Source organism: Microbacterium trichothecenolyticum (genome assembly GCF_030818955.1).
Classification (GTDB): domain Bacteria; phylum Actinomycetota; class Actinomycetes; order Actinomycetales; family Microbacteriaceae; genus Microbacterium; species Microbacterium trichothecenolyticum_B.
On sequence record NZ_JAUTBF010000001.1, the window covers coordinates 3,559,036 to 3,578,261 of the forward strand.

Here is a 19,226-nt window from a genome sequence, read left to right on the forward strand (position 1 = left end):
ATGCCGCGGTGCCGGGGCCGTCGACGGTCTCGGCGCCGCGGAGCGGAGCGAGTTTCCCCGCGATGCGCGCCGCAAAAGTCCCGCGCTCGGTGATGGCGGGCCCGTACGGGCACCCGTTCCATCCCGTCGCGGTGACGATCCCGATCGGGGCGTGGTCGTCGAGCCTCGTGTTCGACCTCCTCGGTCTCGCCGCCGACGATCCGCGGGCGTTCGCGACCGGGTCGCGGTGGCTCATCGCGATCGGCCTGGGCGGAGCAGCCGGTGCGTCGGTCCTCGGGCTCCTGGACCTGTCGCGCATCCCACCCGGCACGCCCGCCCGGCGTACCGCGCTCGCGCACCTGTGCCTGAACGTCACGGCGATGCTGCTCTTCTCGGCGAGCCTGGTGTTGCGGGTACTCGAACTCGGCCGTGTGCCGGGGGTCGCGTTTGTGCTCAGCGTCGTGGCATCGGCGGGCCTGAGCGTCTCGGGTTGGCTCGGCGGCAAGCTCGCCTACCGCTGGGGCGTGCGCGTCGCCGACGAGAACACCCAGCGTGAGGGCTTCGAGACGGCCTGACGTGTCGCTCTTCGGGGCCGGATGCCACGGCATCCGCCCCCCCGTTGAGTGTCCAGGAAACGCCGTGACTCCGTCGCGTTACACGGCGTTTCCTGGACACTCAACAGGGGGGGCGAGGGGGCGCCGGTCACCGTGGGCGGCGCAGGGGCACGCGACCCCACCCTCCGCTCACGGCGCCGGGGTCGTGCTGCGCCGCCAGCACGGCGCCGGTCGTCGCGGGAGCCGCGCGGCGGCGCAGGCCCAGGGACCGCTGGAGGGCACGGATGCCGCGGTCGTACGCGCGCGGGAAGACGAACCGCAGGGGCCGCGCGACGAACTGCGCGGCCCCGACGGCGATCTCGTCGCGATGGCCCCGCGCGGCCCGCACGATCGCGCGCGCCACCCGATCGGCGGACACCACGGGCGGAAGGGGGAAGGGCGTCCGGCCGGTGACGTTCGCGGCGCGCTGATAGATCGGGGTGTCGATGCTCGCCGGGAGCACGACCTTGATCCGGATGCCACGATGCCCGCGCATCTCTTGGCGCAGCGACCGCGCGAAGCCGAGCAGCCCGTGCTTGGCCGCGACGTACGAAGAGACGTACGGGCCCGCCACCTGCGAGTACAGCGAGCCGACGAACACGATCGTCCCGCCCCCGCGCGCACGGAAGTGGGGTAGCACGGCCCGCGCCGCGCGCATGTGGCCGACGAGGTTCGTCTCGATCACGCGGTCGCGCACGGCGTCGGGGGTGTCCTCGACGCTGCCGTAGGCGAAGACCGACGCCGAGGCCACCCAGACGTCGATCCGGCCGAAGCGCGCGATCACGGTATCCGTCGCCCTTTCCGGACCGCCGGGGGTGGCGAGATCGATCGAAAGGGTGAGCACCTCTGCGCCCCGGCGGCGGCACTGAACGGCCGCGGACGAGAGGGCGACCGCGTCGCGCGCGACGAGCGCGATGCGCGCCCCTCGCCGGGCGAAACGTACCGCGGTGGCGCGCCCGATCCCGCGTGAGCCTCCGGTGACGACGACGACCTGACCCATGTGCCCCCCTCGAGGATGTCGGGACACCGTAGGGTCGCCGTGTTCACCTTGCCGACGGGGTTGACGGCCCGTCTCCCGCGGATTTCCGCGAGGCGGATAACAGCCCGCCGCCGCGTCCGCAACCCCGTGTGTGATCGCTTCCGCACGCGCCCAGGGTGGCCCGCATGTCAGGGACACGGACGAGCAGGCTCGGGCGCATCGACGACGGCGTGCGGGAGGTCGCCGACGGGGTGCTCATGATCACGCGCGCCGCCACCAACAGCTACCTCGTCGACACCGACGACGGCCTGATCCTCATCGACGCCGGCCTGCCGCGCAGCTGGTCGTACCTGATCGCGGCACTCTCGGCCCACCGTTGCGCGCCCGACGATCTGGTGTCGGTCGTGTTGACGCACGGGCACTTCGACCACGTCGGCACGGCCGAGCGGCTGCAGCGGGATCACCACGTCCCGATCCACGTGCACGAAGCGGACCGGCCGCTCGTGCGGCATCCCTACCGCTACGACCGCGAGGCCTCGCGGGCCCTGTATCCGCTGCGGCACCCCGGCGGCATCCCCGCGCTGGCGCGCATGGCCCGCTCCGGCGCTCTCGCCGTGCGCGGGACCGAAGCCCTGGGCGACGTCGTCGCGGGTGTCCCCCTGCTGGGCGGGCTCGTTCCGATCGCGACGCCGGGGCACACCTCCGGCCACATGGCTTTCCACCTTCCCGACCGCGACGTGCTCTTCACGGGCGACGCACTCGTCACCTTCGACCCGTACACCGGGCGAGCGATGCCGCAGATCGTGGCCCGCGCGGCGACTGCCGACAGTGCGGCGGCGCTCGCGGTGCTCCCGGTGCTCGCGACGACGCGCGCCGCAACCCTGCTCCCGGGCCATGGCGACGCGTGGACCGACGGGGTCGAGAACGCTGTCGTCCTGGCCCGCGCGACCGGGGCCCACTGACGCATCCACGACCAGAGCCCCCGACGAACGAGGAGAGAACGCATGAGAGCGATGACCTACCGCGGACCGTACAAGGTGCGCGTCGAGGACAAGGCCGACCCGGGCATCGAGCATCCGAACGACGCGATCGTCCGCGTCGAGAGGGCGGCGATCTGCGGCTCCGATCTGCACCTGTACCACGGCATGATCCCCGACACCCGCATCGGGCACACGTTCGGCCACGAGTTCATCGGTCGTATCGAGCAGGTCGGCTCCTCTGTGCAGAACCTCTCGGTGGGCGACCGGGTCATGGTGCCCTTCAACATCGCGTGCGGCACATGCTTCTTCTGTGCGCGGGGCCTGCTGAGCAACTGTCACAACGTCAACGCCAACGCCACCGCCGTGGGCGGCATCTACGGCTACTCGCACACCGCGGGCGGGTACGACGGCGGCCAGGCCGAGCTCGTGCGCGTGCCGTTCGCCGACGTCGGGCCGCGCGTCATCCCGGAGTGGATGGACGACGAGGACGCCCTGCTGCTCACCGACGCGTTCTCGACCGGATACTTCGGCGCGCAGCTCGGCGACATCGTCGAGGGCGACACCGTCGTGGTGTTCGGGGCGGGGCCCGTGGGGCTGGCGGCGGCGCGCTCGTCGTGGCTCATGGGGGCCGGGCGCGTCATCGTCGTCGATCAGATCGACGCGCGGCTGGAGAAGGCCCGCTCCTTCGCCTTCGCCGAGACGCTCGACTACCGCGAGCACCGTGACATCGTCGTGGAACTGAAGAGGCAGACCGACTGGCTGGGCGCCGACGTCGTGATCGACGCGGTCGGCGCCGAGGCCGACGGCCACTTCTTGCAGCACCTCACCGGCGCGAAGCTCAAGCTGCAGGCGGGGTCGCCGGTGGCGCTGAATTGGGCGATCGACTCCGTCCGCAAGGGCGGCACCGTTTCGGTCATGGGCGCCTACGGACCGCTGTTCAGCGCCGTGAAGTTCGGCGATGCGATGAACAAGGGCCTGACGATCCACACGAACCAGGCGCCCGTCGCCCGTCAGTGGCCGCGCCTGTTCGAGCACATCCGCGAGGGCCGCATCTCGCCGCGCGAGCTCATCACGCACCGCATCCCCCTCGAGCACATCGCCGAGGGGTACCACATGGTCTCCGCGAAGATCGACGGGCTCGTCAAGGCCGTCATCCTTCCCCCGACCGCCTGAGAGGAGCACCCCCATGGCCTACACCGCCGACAAGCCCACACCGCCCCCGAGCGCCGAGGAATTGCGCGCGCGCATCCCCGGTTGGGGCGCCGACCTCGACCCGGCCGACCGGCCGGCCTTCCCCAAGGAGCAGTCGCTCGACCTCAACGCCCACTGGGACTTCCCTGACGAGCAGCCCGAGCCTCCCGGCGGGCGGGAGCGTTCGATCGAGCACGGGCGGCTCACTCCCGTGTTCGGCACGGCCCAGCCCCTGCACGGCGTCTCGGGCGCCATCCGCCGCTACGCCTACGATCGCTTCAGCGAGGCGCGCGCCGCGCACTGGCTTCTGCTCATCGCGGGCGACCGGGTGGACGCCGGCGGCGCCCACCTGCGTTCGCTGTTCTCGCGGCATCCCGACAACCCCATCACCGAGACCGGTGTGCTCGCCGAACGCCGGTGGTCGCCCATCGGCGACCGGCTCGGGCGGGCCGATGTGCGACACCAGTGGATCGATCCCTTCCTCATCGCCGGGCCGTGGATATTGGGGGCCGCGGGCGTTGTCGTCGTGGCGCGCCGGCTGCTGCGCCGCCGCTGACGGGTGGGGCGGCGTGGGGCCGTGGTGCGGAGTTCGTGGCGACATGCCGGGGTGGTGGCATCCGGGATCGGTGTGTCGGGGCGGGACTCCGCAGGACGGCGGCGCTCTGCCGCCCGGGCTCGCCGCCCGACCGCCCCGCCGCCCCGCCGCCCGACCGCCCGACCGCCCGGCCGCCCGGCCGCCGCGCGCGGTAGCGTCGACGGATGACGGATGCCACGGCGAAGCCGCCCGTGTGGAGTGCCCTGTGGGGCGCCACCCACCCCGGCCCCACGCTCGTGGTCACCGTGCTCGCTCTCGCGCTCGGGGGCGCAGCCGGCGTCGAGCCCGCCCGCCTGGCTCTGCTCGTGGTCGCCGTGTTCGCCGGTCAGGTGTCGGTGGGGTTGTCCAACGACGCGATCGACGGCGCCCGCGACGCCACCGTGGGCCGCACCGACAAACCCATCGCCGCGGGAACGATCACGCCGGAGCGCGCGCTCGCGGTGGCCGTCGCAGCCGTGGTGCTGGCCTTGGCGCTGTCGGTTCCACTCGGGCCGGGATTGCTCGCGGCGCACGCGATCGCTCTCGCCTCGGCTTGGGCGTACAACGCGGGGCTGAAATCGACGCCCCTCTCGATCGCACCGTTTCTGCTGAGCTTCGGGCTGTTCCCGTCGTTCGCGACGCTGTCGCTGACCCCGCCCGCACCGGCGGCGCCGTGGGCGTCGCTCGCCGGGGCGGCGCTGGGGGCGGCCGTGCACCTGACCAACGTCGTCCGCGATCTCGACGATGACCGGCGTACGGGGGTCCGTGGTCTGCCGCACCGCTTGGGTGCGCGCGCGTCGGTGGTGCTCGCGGCGGTCGGGATCATCGCGGGGGCTCTCGCGGTGCTGTTCGGAACGGATGCCACGCTGCCCGGCACCCTCTTCTTCGGCGCGGTCGTCGTGGTCGCTGCGGTGGCCGTCGTCATCACTGTCGTACGCGCGCCCGGACGGGCGGTGTTCCAGCTGACGATGCTGGCGGCGCTGCTGCTCGCCGCGCAGCTCGTCGTCACCTGAACATCCCTCCGCGAGATCTCCTCGGGCAAACGGTCACGGGCGGTCGTGGCAGGGCGCTCACTCGAGTGCCCCGCGGTCGAAACGCATCGCGTAGGCACGGGTGAACAGGGCGCCGCCGGGGCCGCGCAGCGCCGTGCGCAACGCGGCCGTTCGCGCGATGTGCGCTGCGGGGGCGGCTGCTCGACCGAGCATGGTGTTCACCCGAGCGAGCCGGGCCGCGTGTCGCGCCGAGGCGAGACGGTCGGCTTCCCAGCGGCCGAGCCCGTCGGTCTCGCCGGAGCGGAGCCACCCGGGAAGGAGCGGGGCGAGCGTCAGCGCGTCCAGCAGCCCCAGGTTCATGCCCTGTCCGCCGATCGGGCTCACCTCGTGCGCCGCGTCGCCGACGACTACGATCCGCCCGCGACGGAGGGCTGGAGCCACCGCGCGGCGTACGCGGAACGACGAGGCGGTCGAGGTGTCGACGTGCACACCGATGCGTGCGATGAGCGCTCGCCGCAGCGTGTCGGCGGCATCCGTGATCTGTGTCGTACCGGCCCAGGCGACGAGACGTCGGCGGCCGCCTGGCAGAGGGAACGACTCGAGCACCCCCTCGCGCTCGAGGTGCACGCGCGCGACGGCGTCTCCGGGAGTCTCGACGTCGGCCATGACGTACCGGTCGGGGTAGTGGTGCGTGCGGACGACCCCAGGGCGGTACACCAGCTCGCGCCCGGCCCACCCGGAGGCCACGACCACGAGGGCGGCTCTGATCTCCTCTCGCCCACCGGGACCGCGGGCGACGATGCGTACGTCGTGGCGGCCGGCGTGCACCGCCGTCACCTCCACGCCGTGGCGGACGGGCGGGGCGAGGGCGGTGAGCACATCGACGGTGTCGGCCTGGGGGAGTGCCGCGACGTACGGATGTCGAACGCGGAGCCGGTCGAACCGGATCGCAGCGAGAAGGCGGCCGTCTGCGCGCGCCTCGCCGCGGCCGATGCGCACGGCGCGCGCGAGCAGGGCGTCGGCGGCGCCGGAACCTTCCAGGAGAGCGAGCGCGGGGGAATGGATGCCGATGGCCCGCGTGCCCGACGCGGCGGCGGGACGCTTGTCGACGATCCCGACGTCGAGCCCGCGCGCGCGAAGGTCGGCGGCGAGGGCGAGCCCGACCGGCCCCGCGCCCACGATGAGCACGTCAGGCACGGGGCGCCCGCCCGTCGGCGACCGCGAGCAGACGGAAGGGCGCCGGCTGCTCCACGTGCCACGGCGCGCCCAGCGCCGCGGCGAGCTCGTCGGCGCGGTAGCTGCGGCGGATCGAGCGCAGACCGTCGACGCGCAGGAACGTTCCCGCCGACAGCGGTGCGATCCCCGCCGCGTACAGGGCGTACGCCACGCGTCCGCGCGCGATGTCTGCGTGCAGCACCGGGCCGCGCGAGAGCGCGAAGGAGTCGTCGGCGAACCGTCGCAGCGACGACGGGTCGAGGTGGTGCAGGACGTGGTTCGACACGACGAGGTCGTAGCGCTCGCCCGCGGTCAGGAGGTCTCGGGAGTCGCGAGCGACGAATCGCACGTGGGGTCGTGCGCGCCGTCGCGCGGCGGCGATCGCACGGGTGTCGGGGTCGGCGCCGGTCCAGACGACGTCGAACCCGTCGCGCGCGGCGAGATCGGCCAGACGCGCGACGACGTCACCGCCCCCGCACCCCAGGTCGAGTACCCGGGCGGGCCGCTCGAGAGCCCGCAGTTCGGGGCGGATGCGGGTGCGGTAGACGTGGCCCCACGCTGAGACCAGACGGTTCACCAGGCCGAACCGGCGGTAGGTCGCGGCCAGTGCCCGCGGGTCGCAGGAGGGGTCGTCCATCAGCTCGGTGAGCGCCGTGTCACGGTGCGCGAGGCCTCCCCACCCACCGCGGCGAGCGCGTGCGCCGTTCACGTCGGTGGCCGCCGCAGCGTCAGGCGCGCCGCCTCCACGGTGAGGCCGGGGCCGAACGCCAAGGCCGCGACACGGTCGCCGTCGCGGCGTGCGCCGTCGGCGAGCAGGTCGCGCAGGATGAACAGCAGCGTGGCGCTCGACATGTTGCCGTGTGCGCGCAGCACCGCGCGTGAGGGAGCGAGAGCGTCGGCGTCGAGCCCGAGCGCGTTCTCGACGCGGTCCAGGATGCTGCGCCCGCCGGGGTGGACGGCCCACGCGTCGATCTCGTCGAGGTCGCCGATCACGTCGGTGGCGATGCCCGCGATCTCACGCCCGACGATGCGCGGCACTTCGGGCGTGAGGGTCATCTCGAAACCGGAGTCGCCGACCGTCCAGGCCATGTCTTTCTCGCCCTCGTGGGTGATGTGGGTGGCGAAGCCCTCGAGGTCGAAGCCGGCGTGCGAGGGCTCGCCGGATGCCACGACCGCGGCCGCCGCGCCGTCGGCGAACACCGAGGCGGCGACGATCTGATCGGGGTGCGACGACGTCTGCCAGTGCAGCGAGCACAACTCGGCACAGGCCACGAGCACGCGCGCGTCGGGGTCGGCGGTGACGATGCGCGCCGCGAGCCGGAGCGCGGGGATCGCCGCCGCGCAGCCGATGAAGCCGAGATGGTATCTCTCCGCCGAGGTCGGCAGGTCGAGGTCGCGCACGAGGCGGTAGTCGGGGCCGGGGGCGAACATCCCGGTGCACGAGACGGTCACGACGTGGGTGATGGCATCCGGGGTCAGCCCCGCATCGGAGATCGCCGCGCGCGAGGCCTCGGCGAACAACGCCGGGGCGCTTCGTCGATACTCGTCGTTGCGCGCGCCCGTGGGCGGCATGAGCAGCGTGTCACCCTCGCGTACGTCCAGGCCGTCTCCCGCCGCACCGGCCAACTGCGGCAGGACGACATGGCGGGTATCGATGGCTGCGGCGTCGAAGGCCGCGCCCACCAGCCGCTGGCTCTTGCGGTCGAAGCCCGGCTGCGCGGCGAACAGGTCGCGCAACGCCGATTGCGCCATGCGCGTCTCGGGCAGGGCCGTGCCGATCGAGAGGAGGCGCGCGGTCATGCCTCACTCTAGACACGCCCGGAACGTCGAGGCGCGGGGATGGCGTCGCGTCGGGCCGCCGTCTAGGGTGCCTCGCGCGCCCGCGGGCCGAGACGTTCCGGGCGGGCCGGATCGCTCCTGTCAACCCGCTCGGCCCGCGCCGGGGGCGGCCGTACCGTGGCGCCTCCCCACGGAAAGGATGCCGCCATGACCGGCCCCCGCCACGCCGACCCCACCCGGGTGACGAACCAGAAAGCCGTGCAGGACCCCAATCGCAAGCTCTGGCTGCTGGCATCCGGGCTCCTCGCCCTCATCTCGATCGTGCTGTTCGCCTTCTCGATCCCGATCGTCGCCGCGTGGGCGTGGATCGGCATCGCGTTCCAGGTCGCGATCTTCGCGGCGCTGCTCGTGAACGCTCTGACGGGTCGCCGCGGCTCGTACCAGGGCTACATCTTCGCCGTGCTGATGTGCGTGCAGGCCGCTGTCGCGCTGCTGGTGATGGTGATCATCGCGATCGCGGCGTGGGCGCCGGCCTGAGCTCCGTTCCTCCGCCGGGAACGCCGATCGCGTGTCCGCTACACCCCGACGCCGCGCGAAACCCTCCGGGTGTTGCGCACACTCAGACGCGGGAGCGCCGCCGTCGGCGTCACAGGATGGGCTTGCCGCCGGTCACCGCCACCCGCGCGCCCGAGACGTAGCTGGCTTCGTCGGAGGCGAGCAGCACGTACACCGGTGCGAGCTCCGCGGGCTGACCGGGGCGGCCCATCGGCACCTGCTGGCCGAAACTCTCGACTTTCTGCTCGGGCATGGTCGCGGGAATGAGGGGCGTCCACACCGGGCCGGGCGCGACGCTGTTGGCCCGGATGCCGCGATCGGCGAGCAACTGCGCGAGCGAGGCCGTCATGTTGGCGATCGCCGCCTTGGTCGCGGCGTACGGCAGCAGTTGCGGCGACGGCATGTCGGAGTTCACCGAGCTGGACGCGATGATCGAGGCGCCCTCCTTCAGGTGCGGCAGGGCCGCCTTGACGAGGTGGAAGTACGCGCTGACGTTCGTCGCCCACGTGTAGTCCCACTCGCCGTCCTCGATCTCTTCGAGGGTGTCGTGGCTCATCTGGAACGCCGCGTTGCTGACGAGCACGTCGAGCCGGCCGAGATGCCTGACCGTCTGCGCGACGAGGTCACGGCAGTGCGCGGGGTCGGAGATGTCGCCGGGCAGCAGGATCGCGCGCCGGCCCGCGTCTTCCACGAACCGGCGAGCCTCCTCGGCATCCTCGTGCTCGTTCAGGTACGCGATCGCGACGTCGGCACCCTCGCGCGCGTAGGCGAGCGCGACGGCCTTGCCGATCCCGCTGTCGCCGCCCGTGATGAGGGCGACCTTGCCCTCGAGCCGGCCGCTTCCGCGGTAGCTGTCGGCGCCGTAGTCGGGCTTCGGATCCATCACGCGGTCGGAACCGGGAACCTCTTGCTGCTGAGCGGGCTGTGACATCTCTGCCTCCTCGGGGGTGGGATTGTCCACCCCATCCGCTCGGGCGCGATCGCGCACGAGGGTTGACAGCCCGTCGGACCTCGCCGAGCTCAGGCGGCGAGCGCGCGCGGAAGCAGCAGGCTCGAGACGGCGCCGCGGTAGTCGTCGATCATGCGACGGCGGTCCAGACGCGCTCGCGCGGTCAGGGCCGCCGAGCGCAGCGTCGGTCTGTGGGCGAGGGCGTGGTCCCACGCGTCGGCGATGCCGGTGTCGTCGCGCGGGGTGACCACCCCGAAGCCCTGCACGATGCGCGCCGCGTCGCCCACGTCGGTGGTCACGGGGATGGCCCCGGATGCCGCGCCCTCGACCAGGCACAGGGGCGAGGCCTCGCCGAAAGCGCTCGTGAGAGCGACGATGTCGGCCGCGCGGTACAGCTGGGGCATGTCCTCCCGCAGTCCGAGGGCGTGCAGGGCGACGTCGTCGCCGACACCGCTGTCGGCCATCAGTGCCGTGAAGCGGGGGTTGCCGGTGCTCATCCCCGAGCCGCACATCACGTAGTGGGTGCCGGGGGCGCGCCGGGCGTGCCGTGCGACGGCGGCGAGGAAGAGTCCCGGATCCTTCATCGCATCGAAGCGGGCCGCCAGCAGCACGACGGGCGCCGTCTCCGGGATGCCGAGACCCTCGCGAATCCGACGGCGCTCCGCGCGTGTGCCGGGGCGGAACCGCCGGGTGTCGATGCCGTTGTCGATCACCCACGCCCGATCGGTCATCACGCCGGCGCGTTCGTAGGCGTCGGACGTCGAGGAGGCGCAGGCGATGGTCGCCGACACCGCGCCCGAGGCCCCGGCATCCCGCAACCACCCCAGCGCGGCGCCGGAGTGCGTGGGGTCGGAGCGGTGCAGGCACGCGGCGACCGGCAGCGACGGCAGCAGTCCGGCGCGCTCGAGCGCGACGATCAGGCTCAGGGGCTGCTCCTTCAACGAGAGCACGACGTCCACCTCGGCGACGATGGCCGCGGCCCGATCGAGCTCGGCGCTCGAGAATTCCTCGGGGGCGACGGGGCGATCTCCGGCGATGCGGTCGAAGGCGTCGATGCGGACCCCGGCTCGGCGCAGACGACGGTAGCGGGTGTCATCGCGGGCGAACTGCAGCGACGCATCGCGGCGGGCGGCGGAGGTCAGCGACAGCACCCGATGCTCCTGGCCGCCATCGGCGACGAGGCCCGCGACGACATCGGAGTGCAGGATGCGCGCTCCACCGGCGAAGAAGCCTTCGTACAGCGACAGCACACGCAGGGGTCGGGTCATCGATGGGCCTTCCGGGGGACTTCACCGCTCGGTGGATACGGTCGTCCCATGCTGAGGGCTCGACCCCGGATGGCGGGTTACACCGCGAAGACCATCTCGTGAACGCCCGGACACGAGCCGACGCGCCGACTCCCGGGGGAAGGAGCCGACGCGCCGGGTGAAGGGGCGGGGTCAGGTGCGGGGGGTGACCGCCATCGCCTCGCCGGTTCTGCGCATGCGCGACCAGGACCACGACGACGCGAGCCGTTTCGGCGGCTGCTCCTCGGCCGCTCGCGGCACGATGCCGTTGCCCATGGCGGTCGACATCGCGATGCTCCACACCGAGCCCGCACGCTCGCCGTTGTCCGGTGCGCCCTGCTGTCCGTAGATCACGGTGGCCTCCTCGCTCCCGTCTGCGACGGGGCTCTGCTCGCTCCGTCTTCAACCGCGGTCGCCGTTCGGTGACCGGCCTTGACAGAGAGACCGACGTGCGCGTTCACCGGGAGGTAGATGCCGAACCGGGGGACGGAGCGAGCCCGGTGCTCCGTCCCCCGGTGTGTCTTCTGGCGGTCGACTCAGGCCTCGCGGACCGTGTGCCCGGCGTCTTCCGCACGATCGCGCACGGCCGCGGCCGCCTCGGCGGAATCGTCCTTCACGTGCTGAACGGCTTCGGCCGCGCGGTCCTTCACCGCCGCCGCGGCGTCGGCGGCGGGCTCCTTCAGATGCGCTGCCACCTCCTGCGCGACGTCCTTGGCCTGATCGACCAGGGGCTGCGCCTTCTCTCTCGCCTGGGCGGCGGCGTCGCGCTCGGCACGGCTCGGAGGGATGAGGGAGGCCAGCACGAGTCCCGCGCCGAAGGCGACGAGTCCCACGGCGAGCGGGTTTCCCTTCGCTTTCGACACGGTGTCGTGGGCGACCCCGTGCACGGCGTCGGCCGCGCCGTGCGCGAGATCCGATCCGGCCGACGTCGAGTCGTCGACGGCGCCCATGACCTTCTCGCGCAGCCCGCGCAGCGCGCCGTGCACCTTGCCCTTCTGTCGGTCGATGATCTTCGACGGCGTCACTTTGTCGGCGAGGGCGTCGACGTCGGAGCCCAGCTCCGCACGGGTGCGCTCGATGTCGGCGCGAATGGCTTCCGGTGAATCGGTCATCGGTTCTCCTCATTCCTGGTGAATGCGTCGGGGATCTCCTGCAGAGTGGCGGCGGTCTGGGGCGCCCCCTGCACCTTCTTCAGCTGGGCGCGACCGACCGCGAAGAGGATCCCCGCGATCACCGCCCAGATCACGGCCACCACCACGGCCGACCACGCCTCGCCGATCGCGAGGGCGAGGGCCGCCCACAGAGCGAGGGAAAGGAACAGCACGACCATGCCCGCCGCGTAGCCGGCGCCGCCGAGCAGCCCGGCACCCTTCGCCGACGTACTCGCCGACTGCTTCACCTCCGCCTTGGCGAGGGCGAGCTCCTGACGCATGAGCGTCGACATGTCGCGGGTGACTTCGCCGACGAGTTCGCCCAGTGACGTGGTCGCTGCCCGCTGCTCAGAGGGAGTCGGGTCGCTCATGCGCGTCTCCTTCCCGCGTACCCGCGTCGCGGGGTCCGCCGAGGCGGGCGGCCGACTCGGTGTACAACGGCGGGTCGCCGCCGTCGACGCCCGCGACCAGCCCGGTGTCGTCGACACCCGGTTCGGTCGAGACGTTCGTGGCGACGAGGCCGTCCGGTGCCGGCGGCACCTCCGGCAGGGCGGGGGGCTGCGCTGCGGACCCCGCGAAGCTCTGCCGGCCCGGGGTGTCGGATCCCGACGCCCCGGAGTCCGACGCCGCCCCGGCCGCGATGGCGCGGCTGAGCCGTCCGACGACGACGCCGGCGATGGCAGCGGCCGCGATGAAGACGCCGGGTCGACGTCGTGCGAACGAACTGACCTCGTGCAGGAGTTGCTGCGGGTCGCGGTCGCCGAGCCACGAGCCGACGGTCGACACGTGTCCGGCGGCGCGGCGAACCAGATCTCCTGCGATCCCGCCGTTCTCGTCGGCGTCGGCCATGCGCGAGAGGTCGTCGCCGACCGAGCCCAGGCCCGCGGCCAGACGCTTCTGCTGCCCGGCCGCCTGGTCGGAGAGCTCGCGGCCGGTCTGCGACACGAGATCGCCGAACCGGGCCTTGGTCTCGCTCGCGACTGCCGCGGCCTCGTGCGCGCTGGTCTCGACGACCTCGCGGGCGGCGCCGCCGGCCGTCTGCGTCACGGCGGACGCCTCGTGCGCGGCTGTCTGGGCTTTGGCGGAAACGCCGTGGTCTTCGTCGTTCGACGCGGTGAACTGCGACATGTTCGCTCCTTCCGTCTTGATGAGGTGTCCGGTTTAGAGCCGTTCTGCTCCTTCTTCCGCGGGCCTTGCGTGGCGCAGAGCCGCGTGCAATGCGCGCGACGGCCGGAGCGACGACGTGTTGCGGCCAGGTCGTCCGCCCAGGAATTTCGCCTTCGTTGACGGCAAGGGGGCGGCGAAACCGCCGACAGTCGCTACGATCGTGGGTCGTGCACACGTCTCTCGATTCAGCGACGGCCCTCGGTGTGGGCTCCGAGCTCGGACGCGCGCTGCTCGCCTACGGCGAGGCCCGGCGCGTCGCCGCGGCCGAAGCCCGTCGCGCACTCGGGTTGAACGACCTGGACGCTCGAGCGTTGCTGTTCGTGGCCGCGAACCCGGGCGCTCGACCCTCGCACGTGCGAGAGCATCTCGGGATCACTTCGGCGGGTGTGACGACGCTGATCGACCGGCTCGTCCAACGCGGTGCGGTGCGGCGCGATCTCGACGACGAGGATCGACGGGTGAACCACATCACCGCGACGGTCGATCTCGACGCGGCACCGTGGAACGTGCTGCGCGCTTTCGACGGCGGGGTGGAGGCGGCGATCGCGGCCATCGATCCCCAGCGGGCGCGCGAGGTCGCGGCCTTGATCGAGCGAGTGACGGAGGCGGCGACCCGCGTCGCGGCCGAGTGACGGTCAGCCGCGTTCGAGAAACGCCTCGGACCGCGCCTGCAAGAAAGAGCACAGCGCGGCGAGAGTGGCCAGTTCTCCGGCCAGGGCCATGACACGTCCCGCGGGGAGAGGCGCGGCGTTCTCGCGGGGCTCGAACGTGACGGCCCAATCGGTGGAATCGGCTTCGTCTCCCGGGGCGACATAGAACGTCGTCGACACACTGCGCAGCTTCGCCGCGATCAGGCCGGCGTCGGTTCCGTCTTCTTCGTCCTGCGGGATGACGCGGAGGATCTCCGCATCGTCGTACCCCAGGGCCTGGAACTCGTCGACCCACGCCTGCAGCGTGCTCACAGTGCGGAAAGGCATCGGCGGCGTCCCATCGACTCGGGGCTCGCTCCAGTCGGCGAACCCGTCAATTATGACGGCATCGGGGAAGGAGGGCTCCGCCGTCTCGGCGCGGGGTCACGAGCGCCACGCCGAGACGGTCCGACCGCCGCGCCGGGGAACGGTGGCGCCGGATGCGGGGCCTTGTGAGGCACCGCACTTCGTATCGTGACGATCTCGCCCGGCGTCGTCAACGCGCGAGGAGCGGTGTTGCGTGCCCCGGCCGGAGTCGCACGCCACACGGCCGGAGGGGCAGGGGCGTGGCGCATACGCACCGAAGCCCTCCGCGCGGATAGGCTTTTCATAGGGTTCGTGGACGCGATGAGCGATCGGCGCGTGCGCACGGATCGTGAGAGCGTTCCCATACTTGTTTTTCTTGCGCAGCGCAATGGTCTTGCCGCAACGTCGCGGACGATTTAGGAAGACCCCGTGGATCATACGAACATCGAGACCCGCGACGCCGAGAAGGTCGAGCAGTTGTGGCGGACGGTCGTGCCCGGCGCCCGCATCTCCCGTACGGACGTCATCCAGCCTGCGCTCTCCTGGCATGCGGTGTCGGAACCCGGCTTCGGCTTCTTCGACTACACGATCGGCGGGACCATGCTCGTGGAGTCGGACCCCCTCGATCAGGTGGTCGTGGGCCGCATCGCCGGACCGCGTGTCTCGGGGACCTATCGCCGCGAACGCATCGACACCGCGGTGCCGTTCATGGTCGTCGACCGACCGCTGGAGCTGGCTTTCACCGGGCGCATCGCCGGCGCGGGGGCATCGTTCGCCCGGTCGGAGTTCGATGAGGCGGCGCGCCGGCTCTCGGGCGACGACACGCTGCGGGTGCGCCCGACCGGCTACGCCCCGATCAGCGAGCAACGGATGCGGTACTGGTCGCGCACGTGGGAGTACACGCGCGACGTGCTGCTGCGCTCGCAGGAGCACTCGACGCTGATCGAGCAGCAGGCGCGCACGCTGATTCTGGAAGCATCGCTGCTGACGTTCCCGACGACATTGACCGAGGCGCTCGCTGCCGGGCGCCCGGCACGGCCCCTGCCGGCCCCGGTGCGCCGGGCGAAGTCGTACGTCGAAGCGCATGCCGCGGAGCCCGTCGTTCTTGCCGACATCGCCGCCGCCGCGCGCCTGTCGCCGCGCGGCCTGCAGTACGCCTTCCGCGCCGCGACCGGCCGGACGCCCATGCAGTACCTGCGTCGGGTGCGCCTCGACGCCGCACGCGCAGAGTTGCGCAGTGCCGACCCGTCGGTCGACACCGTGGCCGCGATCGCGGCGCGGTGGGGCTTTTCCAACCTCGGTCGCTTCGCCGCGATGTATCGCGGGGAGTTCGGCGAGACTCCGTCGACCACGCTGCGTTCCTGAGTCGTTCACGACACCGGCGAGGGCAGCACCGGGCTGTTCGCCGTGAGGCGGGCGAGCACGCGATGCGCGAGCTTCATGAACTCGGTCGTGGCGGGTGAGACGGCCCCGCCACGCCGGGTGATGAAGGCGTAGTGCTCGTTGAAGGCCGGCGTCAGCGTGGTCCAGTGCAGTCCCCGCTCTGCGATCACCGATCGCCCCACGTGGTACGACACGAGCGAGTCGCCCACGCCCTGGGCTGCGAGTTCGAGAGCGTGCGTCTGGAACTCGACCTCGATGATGGGATGCAGGGTCCGTCCCGCTGCCTGCGCGCGCTGGAGGATCGACACACGCAAAGGATCATCCTGTGACCAACGCGCCTCGGAAAGGATGAGGGGGCGGGATGCGAGCGTCTCGATCGCGACCGGTTGTGCGGTGTGCGCGGGGGTGCGCGAGACGTAGACCACCTGGTCGACGAACACGCTCTGCGAGACGACGAGGTCGCGGTCGTCGACCGGCAGCTGCACGAGGCCCGCCTCGAGCTCGCCCGAGCGCACGGCATCGGCGACCTCGGCCGAGTTCAGGCCGGTCACACGGATGCGCACGCCCGGATGCTGCTGGTGGAACTCGCGGATGAGATCGGTCAGCAGATAAAGGTGCGCGCTGTTGAAGGTGCCGAACGACACGGTGCCCTCTTCGATGCTCTTCACGCGTCGGCCGAAGTCGGCCAGCTCGATCACGTCGTTCACCGCGCGTTCGGCCAGGGGGAGCAGTTGTCTGCCGGCCTCGGTCAGGGTGAGTCGACGCCCCGTGCGGCTGAACAGGCGCAGGCCCAGGTTCTGCTCCAGTACCGCGATCTGCTCCGACAGGCTCGGCTGAGCGATGCGGTGCTCGGCCGAGGCTGCGGCGAACGTGCCGACGCGGGCGGCCGTGACGAAGTATTCCAGCTGTCGAACGGTGGGTAAGGGCATGCACTGACTCCAAGGTTTTTCCTGTGACGACCATAGCGAAACAAGTCTGGTTCTTGTGTCCTTTCGCTGATGCACTGATCTCAGGTCATCACCGACACGAACGGAGACAGGGAATGCACGGAACGGCGGGTGTCGCCCTCATCACGGGCGCCGCGAGCGGGATGGGCGCGAGCGCCGTGGCCCTCTTCCTCGAGCGGGGGTACCGCGTTCTGGGAATCGATGTGAGCTCGACCTCGGCGCCGCGCGGCTTCGACGCGTCGTACGTCTCGGTCGTCGCCGACGTCCGATCGCGGCCCGCCCTCGAAGCGGCCATCGACGACGCGCTCGAGCTCGAAGACTCCATCGACGTGGTCGCCAACATCGCGGGCGTCTACCCGCCGACGACGCTCGAGACGTACGACGAAGAGACCTTCCACCGCATCTTCGACATCAACGTGCTCGGCATCCTCAACGTCATCGCCGCGGCCCGCCCGCGGCTGGCACGCGCAGCCTCGATCGTCAACTTCGCCTCCGTCGACGCGTTCGAGGTCTCGCGCGGTCAACTGCTGTACGGCGCGTCGAAGGCGGCGGTGGTCATGCTCACCAAGTCGCTCGCCCTCGAGCTCGCCGGCGACGGCATCCGCGTCAACGGCATCGCCCCCGGGTGGGTCGCCACCCCCGGCAACGCCGCAACGGGACGAATGGATGCCGCCGCGGCATCCATTCCGCTCGGACGGGTGGCCCAGCCCGAGGAGATCGCCGCGTGGGTGTGGCTGGTCTCGCAGCCGGACTACGGCGCGTTCCTGACGGGGGAGACCATCGTGCTCTCCGGCGGGGACGTGCTGCGATGACGGCACCGCTGGTCGTGATCACCGGCGCCGCCCGGGGGCAGGGGGCGGCTCATGCCGAGCTGCTCGCGGGCCAGGGGTACGCGGTCCTCGTCGCCGACGTCCGCGACGAAGAGGGCGAGGCCACCGCGCGACGGCTCCGCGACACGGGAGCCGATGCGACGTACCGACACCTCGACGTCACGGCCGAGGCGGACTGGTCTGCGCTCGCCGCCGACATCGGCGCCGGCGAGGCGCCGCTGCGTGGCCTGGTGAACAACGCCGGCGTCCTGCGCCATCACGCCATCGCCGAGACGTCTCTCGACGAGTGGGAGCTGCAGTTCGCGGTCAACGCGCGCAGCGCTTTCCTCGGCATCCGGGCCCTGGCGCCCCTGCTGGGCGAGGGAGGCTCGATCGTCAACGTCGCATCGACCGCCGCCCTCGTCGGCGCCCCGGGCTACGCGGCCTATTCCGCGTCGAAGGCCGCGCTGATCGGCCTCACCCGCGCCGCCGCCGTCGAACTGGCGCCGCGGGTGCGGGTCAACGTCATCTGTCCCGGCGGCGTCGCCACCGCGATGAACGACGACGAGCCCGCCGGCGGATCGAGCGCGACCGCTCCGCTCGGCCGGCGCGCCCGGGTCGATGAGATCTCGCCCCTCGTGGCCTACCTCATCGGCGACGACGCGGCTTTCATGACTGGCTCCTCCCTCACCATCGACGGCGGCTTGACCGCCGCGTGAGACCCGCACCACCCGCACCACGCACCCGCATCACGCACCCGACTGCTCCACCCGAATCGCTCCACCCGACCCGAAGGAACAGCCCCATGAACCGCTCCCTGCCCCGTCGCTCCGTCCCCGTCCTCGCCCTGCTCACCGTCTCCGGTCTCGCCTTCGCCGGTTGCGCGTCTCCCGCGCCCGCCTCCACCGTCGCGGCCGACTGCACCCCCGCCGACGCGGGCCTGACGACCTTCACCACCGGAACCCTCACGGTCGGTGTTCCCGAGAACCCGCCGTACACCCAGACCGACGGCTCCGGTGGCGCCTCCGGCATCGAGATCGACATCATCGAGAAGCTCGCCGCCGCCGAGTGCCTCGCCCTCAGCTACGTGCCCATCACCTACGCCAACGGCATCCCGATGATCACCGAGCAGAAGAAGACCGACATCATCACCGGCGGCTGGTACGTCACGCCCAAGCGCGCCGAGCAGGTCGGCTTCACCACGCCGACGATGTACGACACCATGGGCGTCGTCTCCAAGGACGGCATCGACACCGTCGACCAGCTCGAGACGGTGGGTACGGTCGGTACGGGCACGGGCTTCTCGTGGAACGAGGAGCTGGCGCCCCTGCTCGGCAGCAAGCTGCAGCAGTACCCCGGCACCGTCGAGATCAAGCAGGACCTGGTCGCCGGTCGCATCCAGGCCGCTCTCGACGGCTATGCCGTCGCGGTGGCCGCCTATGCCGACACCGACTACAAGGTCGAGCCCATCCAGGCCGACTCGCGCGTCTCGATCACGCAGTCGAAGCCGCTGATCGCCTTCCCCGTGTCGAAGGACAACGCCGCGCTGTCCGACGCTCTCAGCGCGCTCATCGACCAGTACCGCACCGACGGAACCCTCGCCGACCTGCTGGCGGCGTACAACCTGCCGGCCGACCTGCTGGTGCCCGCCGACGTCGCAGCGACCTCCATTCGATGACCCGCCGGGGCGCCCGCCGCGCGC

The 19,226-nt window shown here is 71.8% G+C and carries 23 protein-coding genes; 11 read left to right on the forward strand and 12 right to left on the reverse strand.

The features are described from left to right. Nucleotides 1-62 precede the first annotated feature (62 nt). Entirely contained in the window at nt 63-554 is a 492-nt protein-coding gene (locus QE412_RS16770) for a DUF2231 domain-containing protein (protein WP_307486582.1), read from the forward strand. Between the two features lie 127 nt (nt 555-681). Here QE412_RS16770 and QE412_RS16775 read toward each other — a convergent pair whose 3' ends face one another. Next, on the reverse strand, nt 682-1,572 hold the full coding sequence (locus QE412_RS16775) for an SDR family NAD(P)-dependent oxidoreductase (RefSeq protein WP_307486583.1): 891 nt from the start codon (nt 1,570-1,572) through the stop codon (nt 682-684). Nucleotides 1,573-1,736: 164 nt separating this feature from the next. On the opposite strand from QE412_RS16775, the gene QE412_RS16780 reads away from it, so the two are divergent. The 4 genes from QE412_RS16780 to QE412_RS16795 all read left to right on the forward strand — a co-directional run bounded on the left by QE412_RS16780 (nt 1,737) and on the right by QE412_RS16795 (nt 5,309). Continuing rightward, nucleotides 1,737-2,513: an MBL fold metallo-hydrolase gene (locus QE412_RS16780; protein ID WP_307486584.1), complete on the forward strand. Its 777-nt coding sequence runs from the start codon at nt 1,737-1,739 to the stop codon at nt 2,511-2,513. 42 nt (nt 2,514-2,555) lie between these two features. Then, a complete protein-coding gene (locus tag QE412_RS16785) occupies nt 2,556-3,704 on the forward strand; it encodes a zinc-dependent alcohol dehydrogenase (protein ID WP_307486585.1) in 1,149 nt (382 codons plus the stop codon). 13 nt (nt 3,705-3,717) lie between these two features. Further along, on the forward strand, nt 3,718-4,278 hold the full coding sequence (locus QE412_RS16790; protein ID WP_307486586.1) for a hypothetical protein: 561 nt from the start codon (nt 3,718-3,720) through the stop codon (nt 4,276-4,278). 203 nt (nt 4,279-4,481) lie between these two features. Continuing rightward, complete coding sequence (locus tag QE412_RS16795; RefSeq protein WP_307486587.1) at nt 4,482-5,309, forward strand: UbiA family prenyltransferase; 828 nt, start codon at nt 4,482-4,484, stop codon at nt 5,307-5,309. Between the two features lie 57 nt (nt 5,310-5,366). On the opposite strand, the gene QE412_RS16800 is transcribed toward QE412_RS16795, so the two are convergent. The 3 genes from QE412_RS16800 to QE412_RS16810 all read right to left on the reverse strand — a co-directional run bounded on the left by QE412_RS16800 (nt 5,367) and on the right by QE412_RS16810 (nt 8,303). Then, entirely contained in the window at nt 5,367-6,485 is a 1,119-nt protein-coding gene (locus tag QE412_RS16800) for an FAD-dependent oxidoreductase (RefSeq protein WP_307486588.1), read from the reverse strand. After that, nucleotides 6,478-7,140 (reverse strand): methyltransferase domain-containing protein, encoded by a 663-nt coding sequence (locus QE412_RS16805; protein ID WP_373426584.1) that lies wholly within the window; start codon nt 7,138-7,140, stop codon nt 6,478-6,480. Before QE412_RS16805 ends, QE412_RS16800 begins: the two co-directional genes overlap by 8 nt. A 68-nt stretch (nt 7,141-7,208) precedes the next feature. Next, a complete protein-coding gene (locus QE412_RS16810; protein WP_307486590.1) occupies nt 7,209-8,303 on the reverse strand; it encodes a type III polyketide synthase in 1,095 nt (364 codons plus the stop codon). A gap of 186 nt (nt 8,304-8,489) precedes the next feature. On the opposite strand from QE412_RS16810, the gene QE412_RS16815 reads away from it, so the two are divergent. Next, entirely contained in the window at nt 8,490-8,819 is a 330-nt protein-coding gene (locus tag QE412_RS16815) for a hypothetical protein (RefSeq protein ID WP_307486591.1), read from the forward strand. Nucleotides 8,820-8,928: 109 nt separating this feature from the next. Here the strand turns inward: QE412_RS16815 and QE412_RS16820 are convergent, their stop codons facing one another. The 6 genes from QE412_RS16820 to QE412_RS16845 form a co-directional block, all read right to left on the reverse strand. Then, nucleotides 8,929-9,768: an SDR family oxidoreductase gene (locus QE412_RS16820; RefSeq protein WP_307486592.1), complete on the reverse strand. Its 840-nt coding sequence runs from the start codon at nt 9,766-9,768 to the stop codon at nt 8,929-8,931. A gap of 89 nt (nt 9,769-9,857) precedes the next feature. After that, entirely contained in the window at nt 9,858-11,054 is a 1,197-nt protein-coding gene (locus QE412_RS16825) for a glycosyltransferase (protein ID WP_307486593.1), read from the reverse strand. A gap of 171 nt (nt 11,055-11,225) precedes the next feature. After that, the gene (locus QE412_RS16830; RefSeq protein ID WP_307486594.1) at nt 11,226-11,426 is read right to left on the reverse strand and encodes a hypothetical protein; all 201 of its coding nucleotides are present in this window, start codon (nt 11,424-11,426) and stop codon (nt 11,226-11,228) included. Between the two features lie 182 nt (nt 11,427-11,608). Beyond that, on the reverse strand, nt 11,609-12,184 hold the full coding sequence (locus QE412_RS16835) for a DUF3618 domain-containing protein (protein ID WP_307486595.1): 576 nt from the start codon (nt 12,182-12,184) through the stop codon (nt 11,609-11,611). Next, nucleotides 12,181-12,594: a phage holin family protein gene (locus tag QE412_RS16840; protein WP_307486596.1), complete on the reverse strand. Its 414-nt coding sequence runs from the start codon at nt 12,592-12,594 to the stop codon at nt 12,181-12,183. Before QE412_RS16840 ends, QE412_RS16835 begins: the two co-directional genes overlap by 4 nt. Then, a complete protein-coding gene (locus tag QE412_RS16845; protein ID WP_307486597.1) occupies nt 12,572-13,351 on the reverse strand; it encodes a hypothetical protein in 780 nt (259 codons plus the stop codon). Before QE412_RS16845 ends, QE412_RS16840 begins: the two co-directional genes overlap by 23 nt. A 206-nt stretch (nt 13,352-13,557) precedes the next feature. Between QE412_RS16845 and QE412_RS16850 the strand changes: the two genes are divergently transcribed. After that, the gene (locus QE412_RS16850; protein ID WP_307486599.1) at nt 13,558-14,022 is read left to right on the forward strand and encodes a MarR family transcriptional regulator; all 465 of its coding nucleotides are present in this window, start codon (nt 13,558-13,560) and stop codon (nt 14,020-14,022) included. Nucleotides 14,023-14,025: 3 nt separating this feature from the next. Here QE412_RS16850 and QE412_RS16855 read toward each other — a convergent pair whose 3' ends face one another. Continuing rightward, the gene (locus tag QE412_RS16855; protein WP_307486601.1) at nt 14,026-14,367 is read right to left on the reverse strand and encodes a hypothetical protein; all 342 of its coding nucleotides are present in this window, start codon (nt 14,365-14,367) and stop codon (nt 14,026-14,028) included. A 447-nt stretch (nt 14,368-14,814) separates the two neighbouring features. On the opposite strand from QE412_RS16855, the gene QE412_RS16860 reads away from it, so the two are divergent. Continuing rightward, complete coding sequence (locus tag QE412_RS16860) at nt 14,815-15,750, forward strand: AraC family transcriptional regulator (protein ID WP_307486603.1); 936 nt, start codon at nt 14,815-14,817, stop codon at nt 15,748-15,750. 5 nt (nt 15,751-15,755) lie between these two features. On the opposite strand, the gene QE412_RS16865 is transcribed toward QE412_RS16860, so the two are convergent. Further along, entirely contained in the window at nt 15,756-16,697 is a 942-nt protein-coding gene (locus QE412_RS16865) for a LysR family transcriptional regulator (RefSeq protein WP_307486606.1), read from the reverse strand. A 113-nt stretch (nt 16,698-16,810) separates the two neighbouring features. Between QE412_RS16865 and QE412_RS16870 the strand changes: the two genes are divergently transcribed. From QE412_RS16870 to QE412_RS16880, 3 genes are all read left to right on the forward strand, one after another. Then, nucleotides 16,811-17,527, forward strand: a complete 717-nt coding sequence (locus QE412_RS16870) for an SDR family NAD(P)-dependent oxidoreductase (protein ID WP_307486608.1) — start codon at nt 16,811-16,813, stop codon at nt 17,525-17,527. Continuing rightward, nucleotides 17,524-18,243 (forward strand): SDR family NAD(P)-dependent oxidoreductase, encoded by a 720-nt coding sequence (locus QE412_RS16875; protein ID WP_307486610.1) that lies wholly within the window; start codon nt 17,524-17,526, stop codon nt 18,241-18,243. Before QE412_RS16870 ends, QE412_RS16875 begins: the two co-directional genes overlap by 4 nt. Nucleotides 18,244-18,329: 86 nt before the next feature. Further along, nucleotides 18,330-19,202, forward strand: coding sequence for a substrate-binding periplasmic protein (locus QE412_RS16880; protein ID WP_307486612.1), 873 nt, complete (start codon nt 18,330-18,332; stop codon nt 19,200-19,202). Nucleotides 19,203-19,226 lie beyond the last annotated feature (24 nt).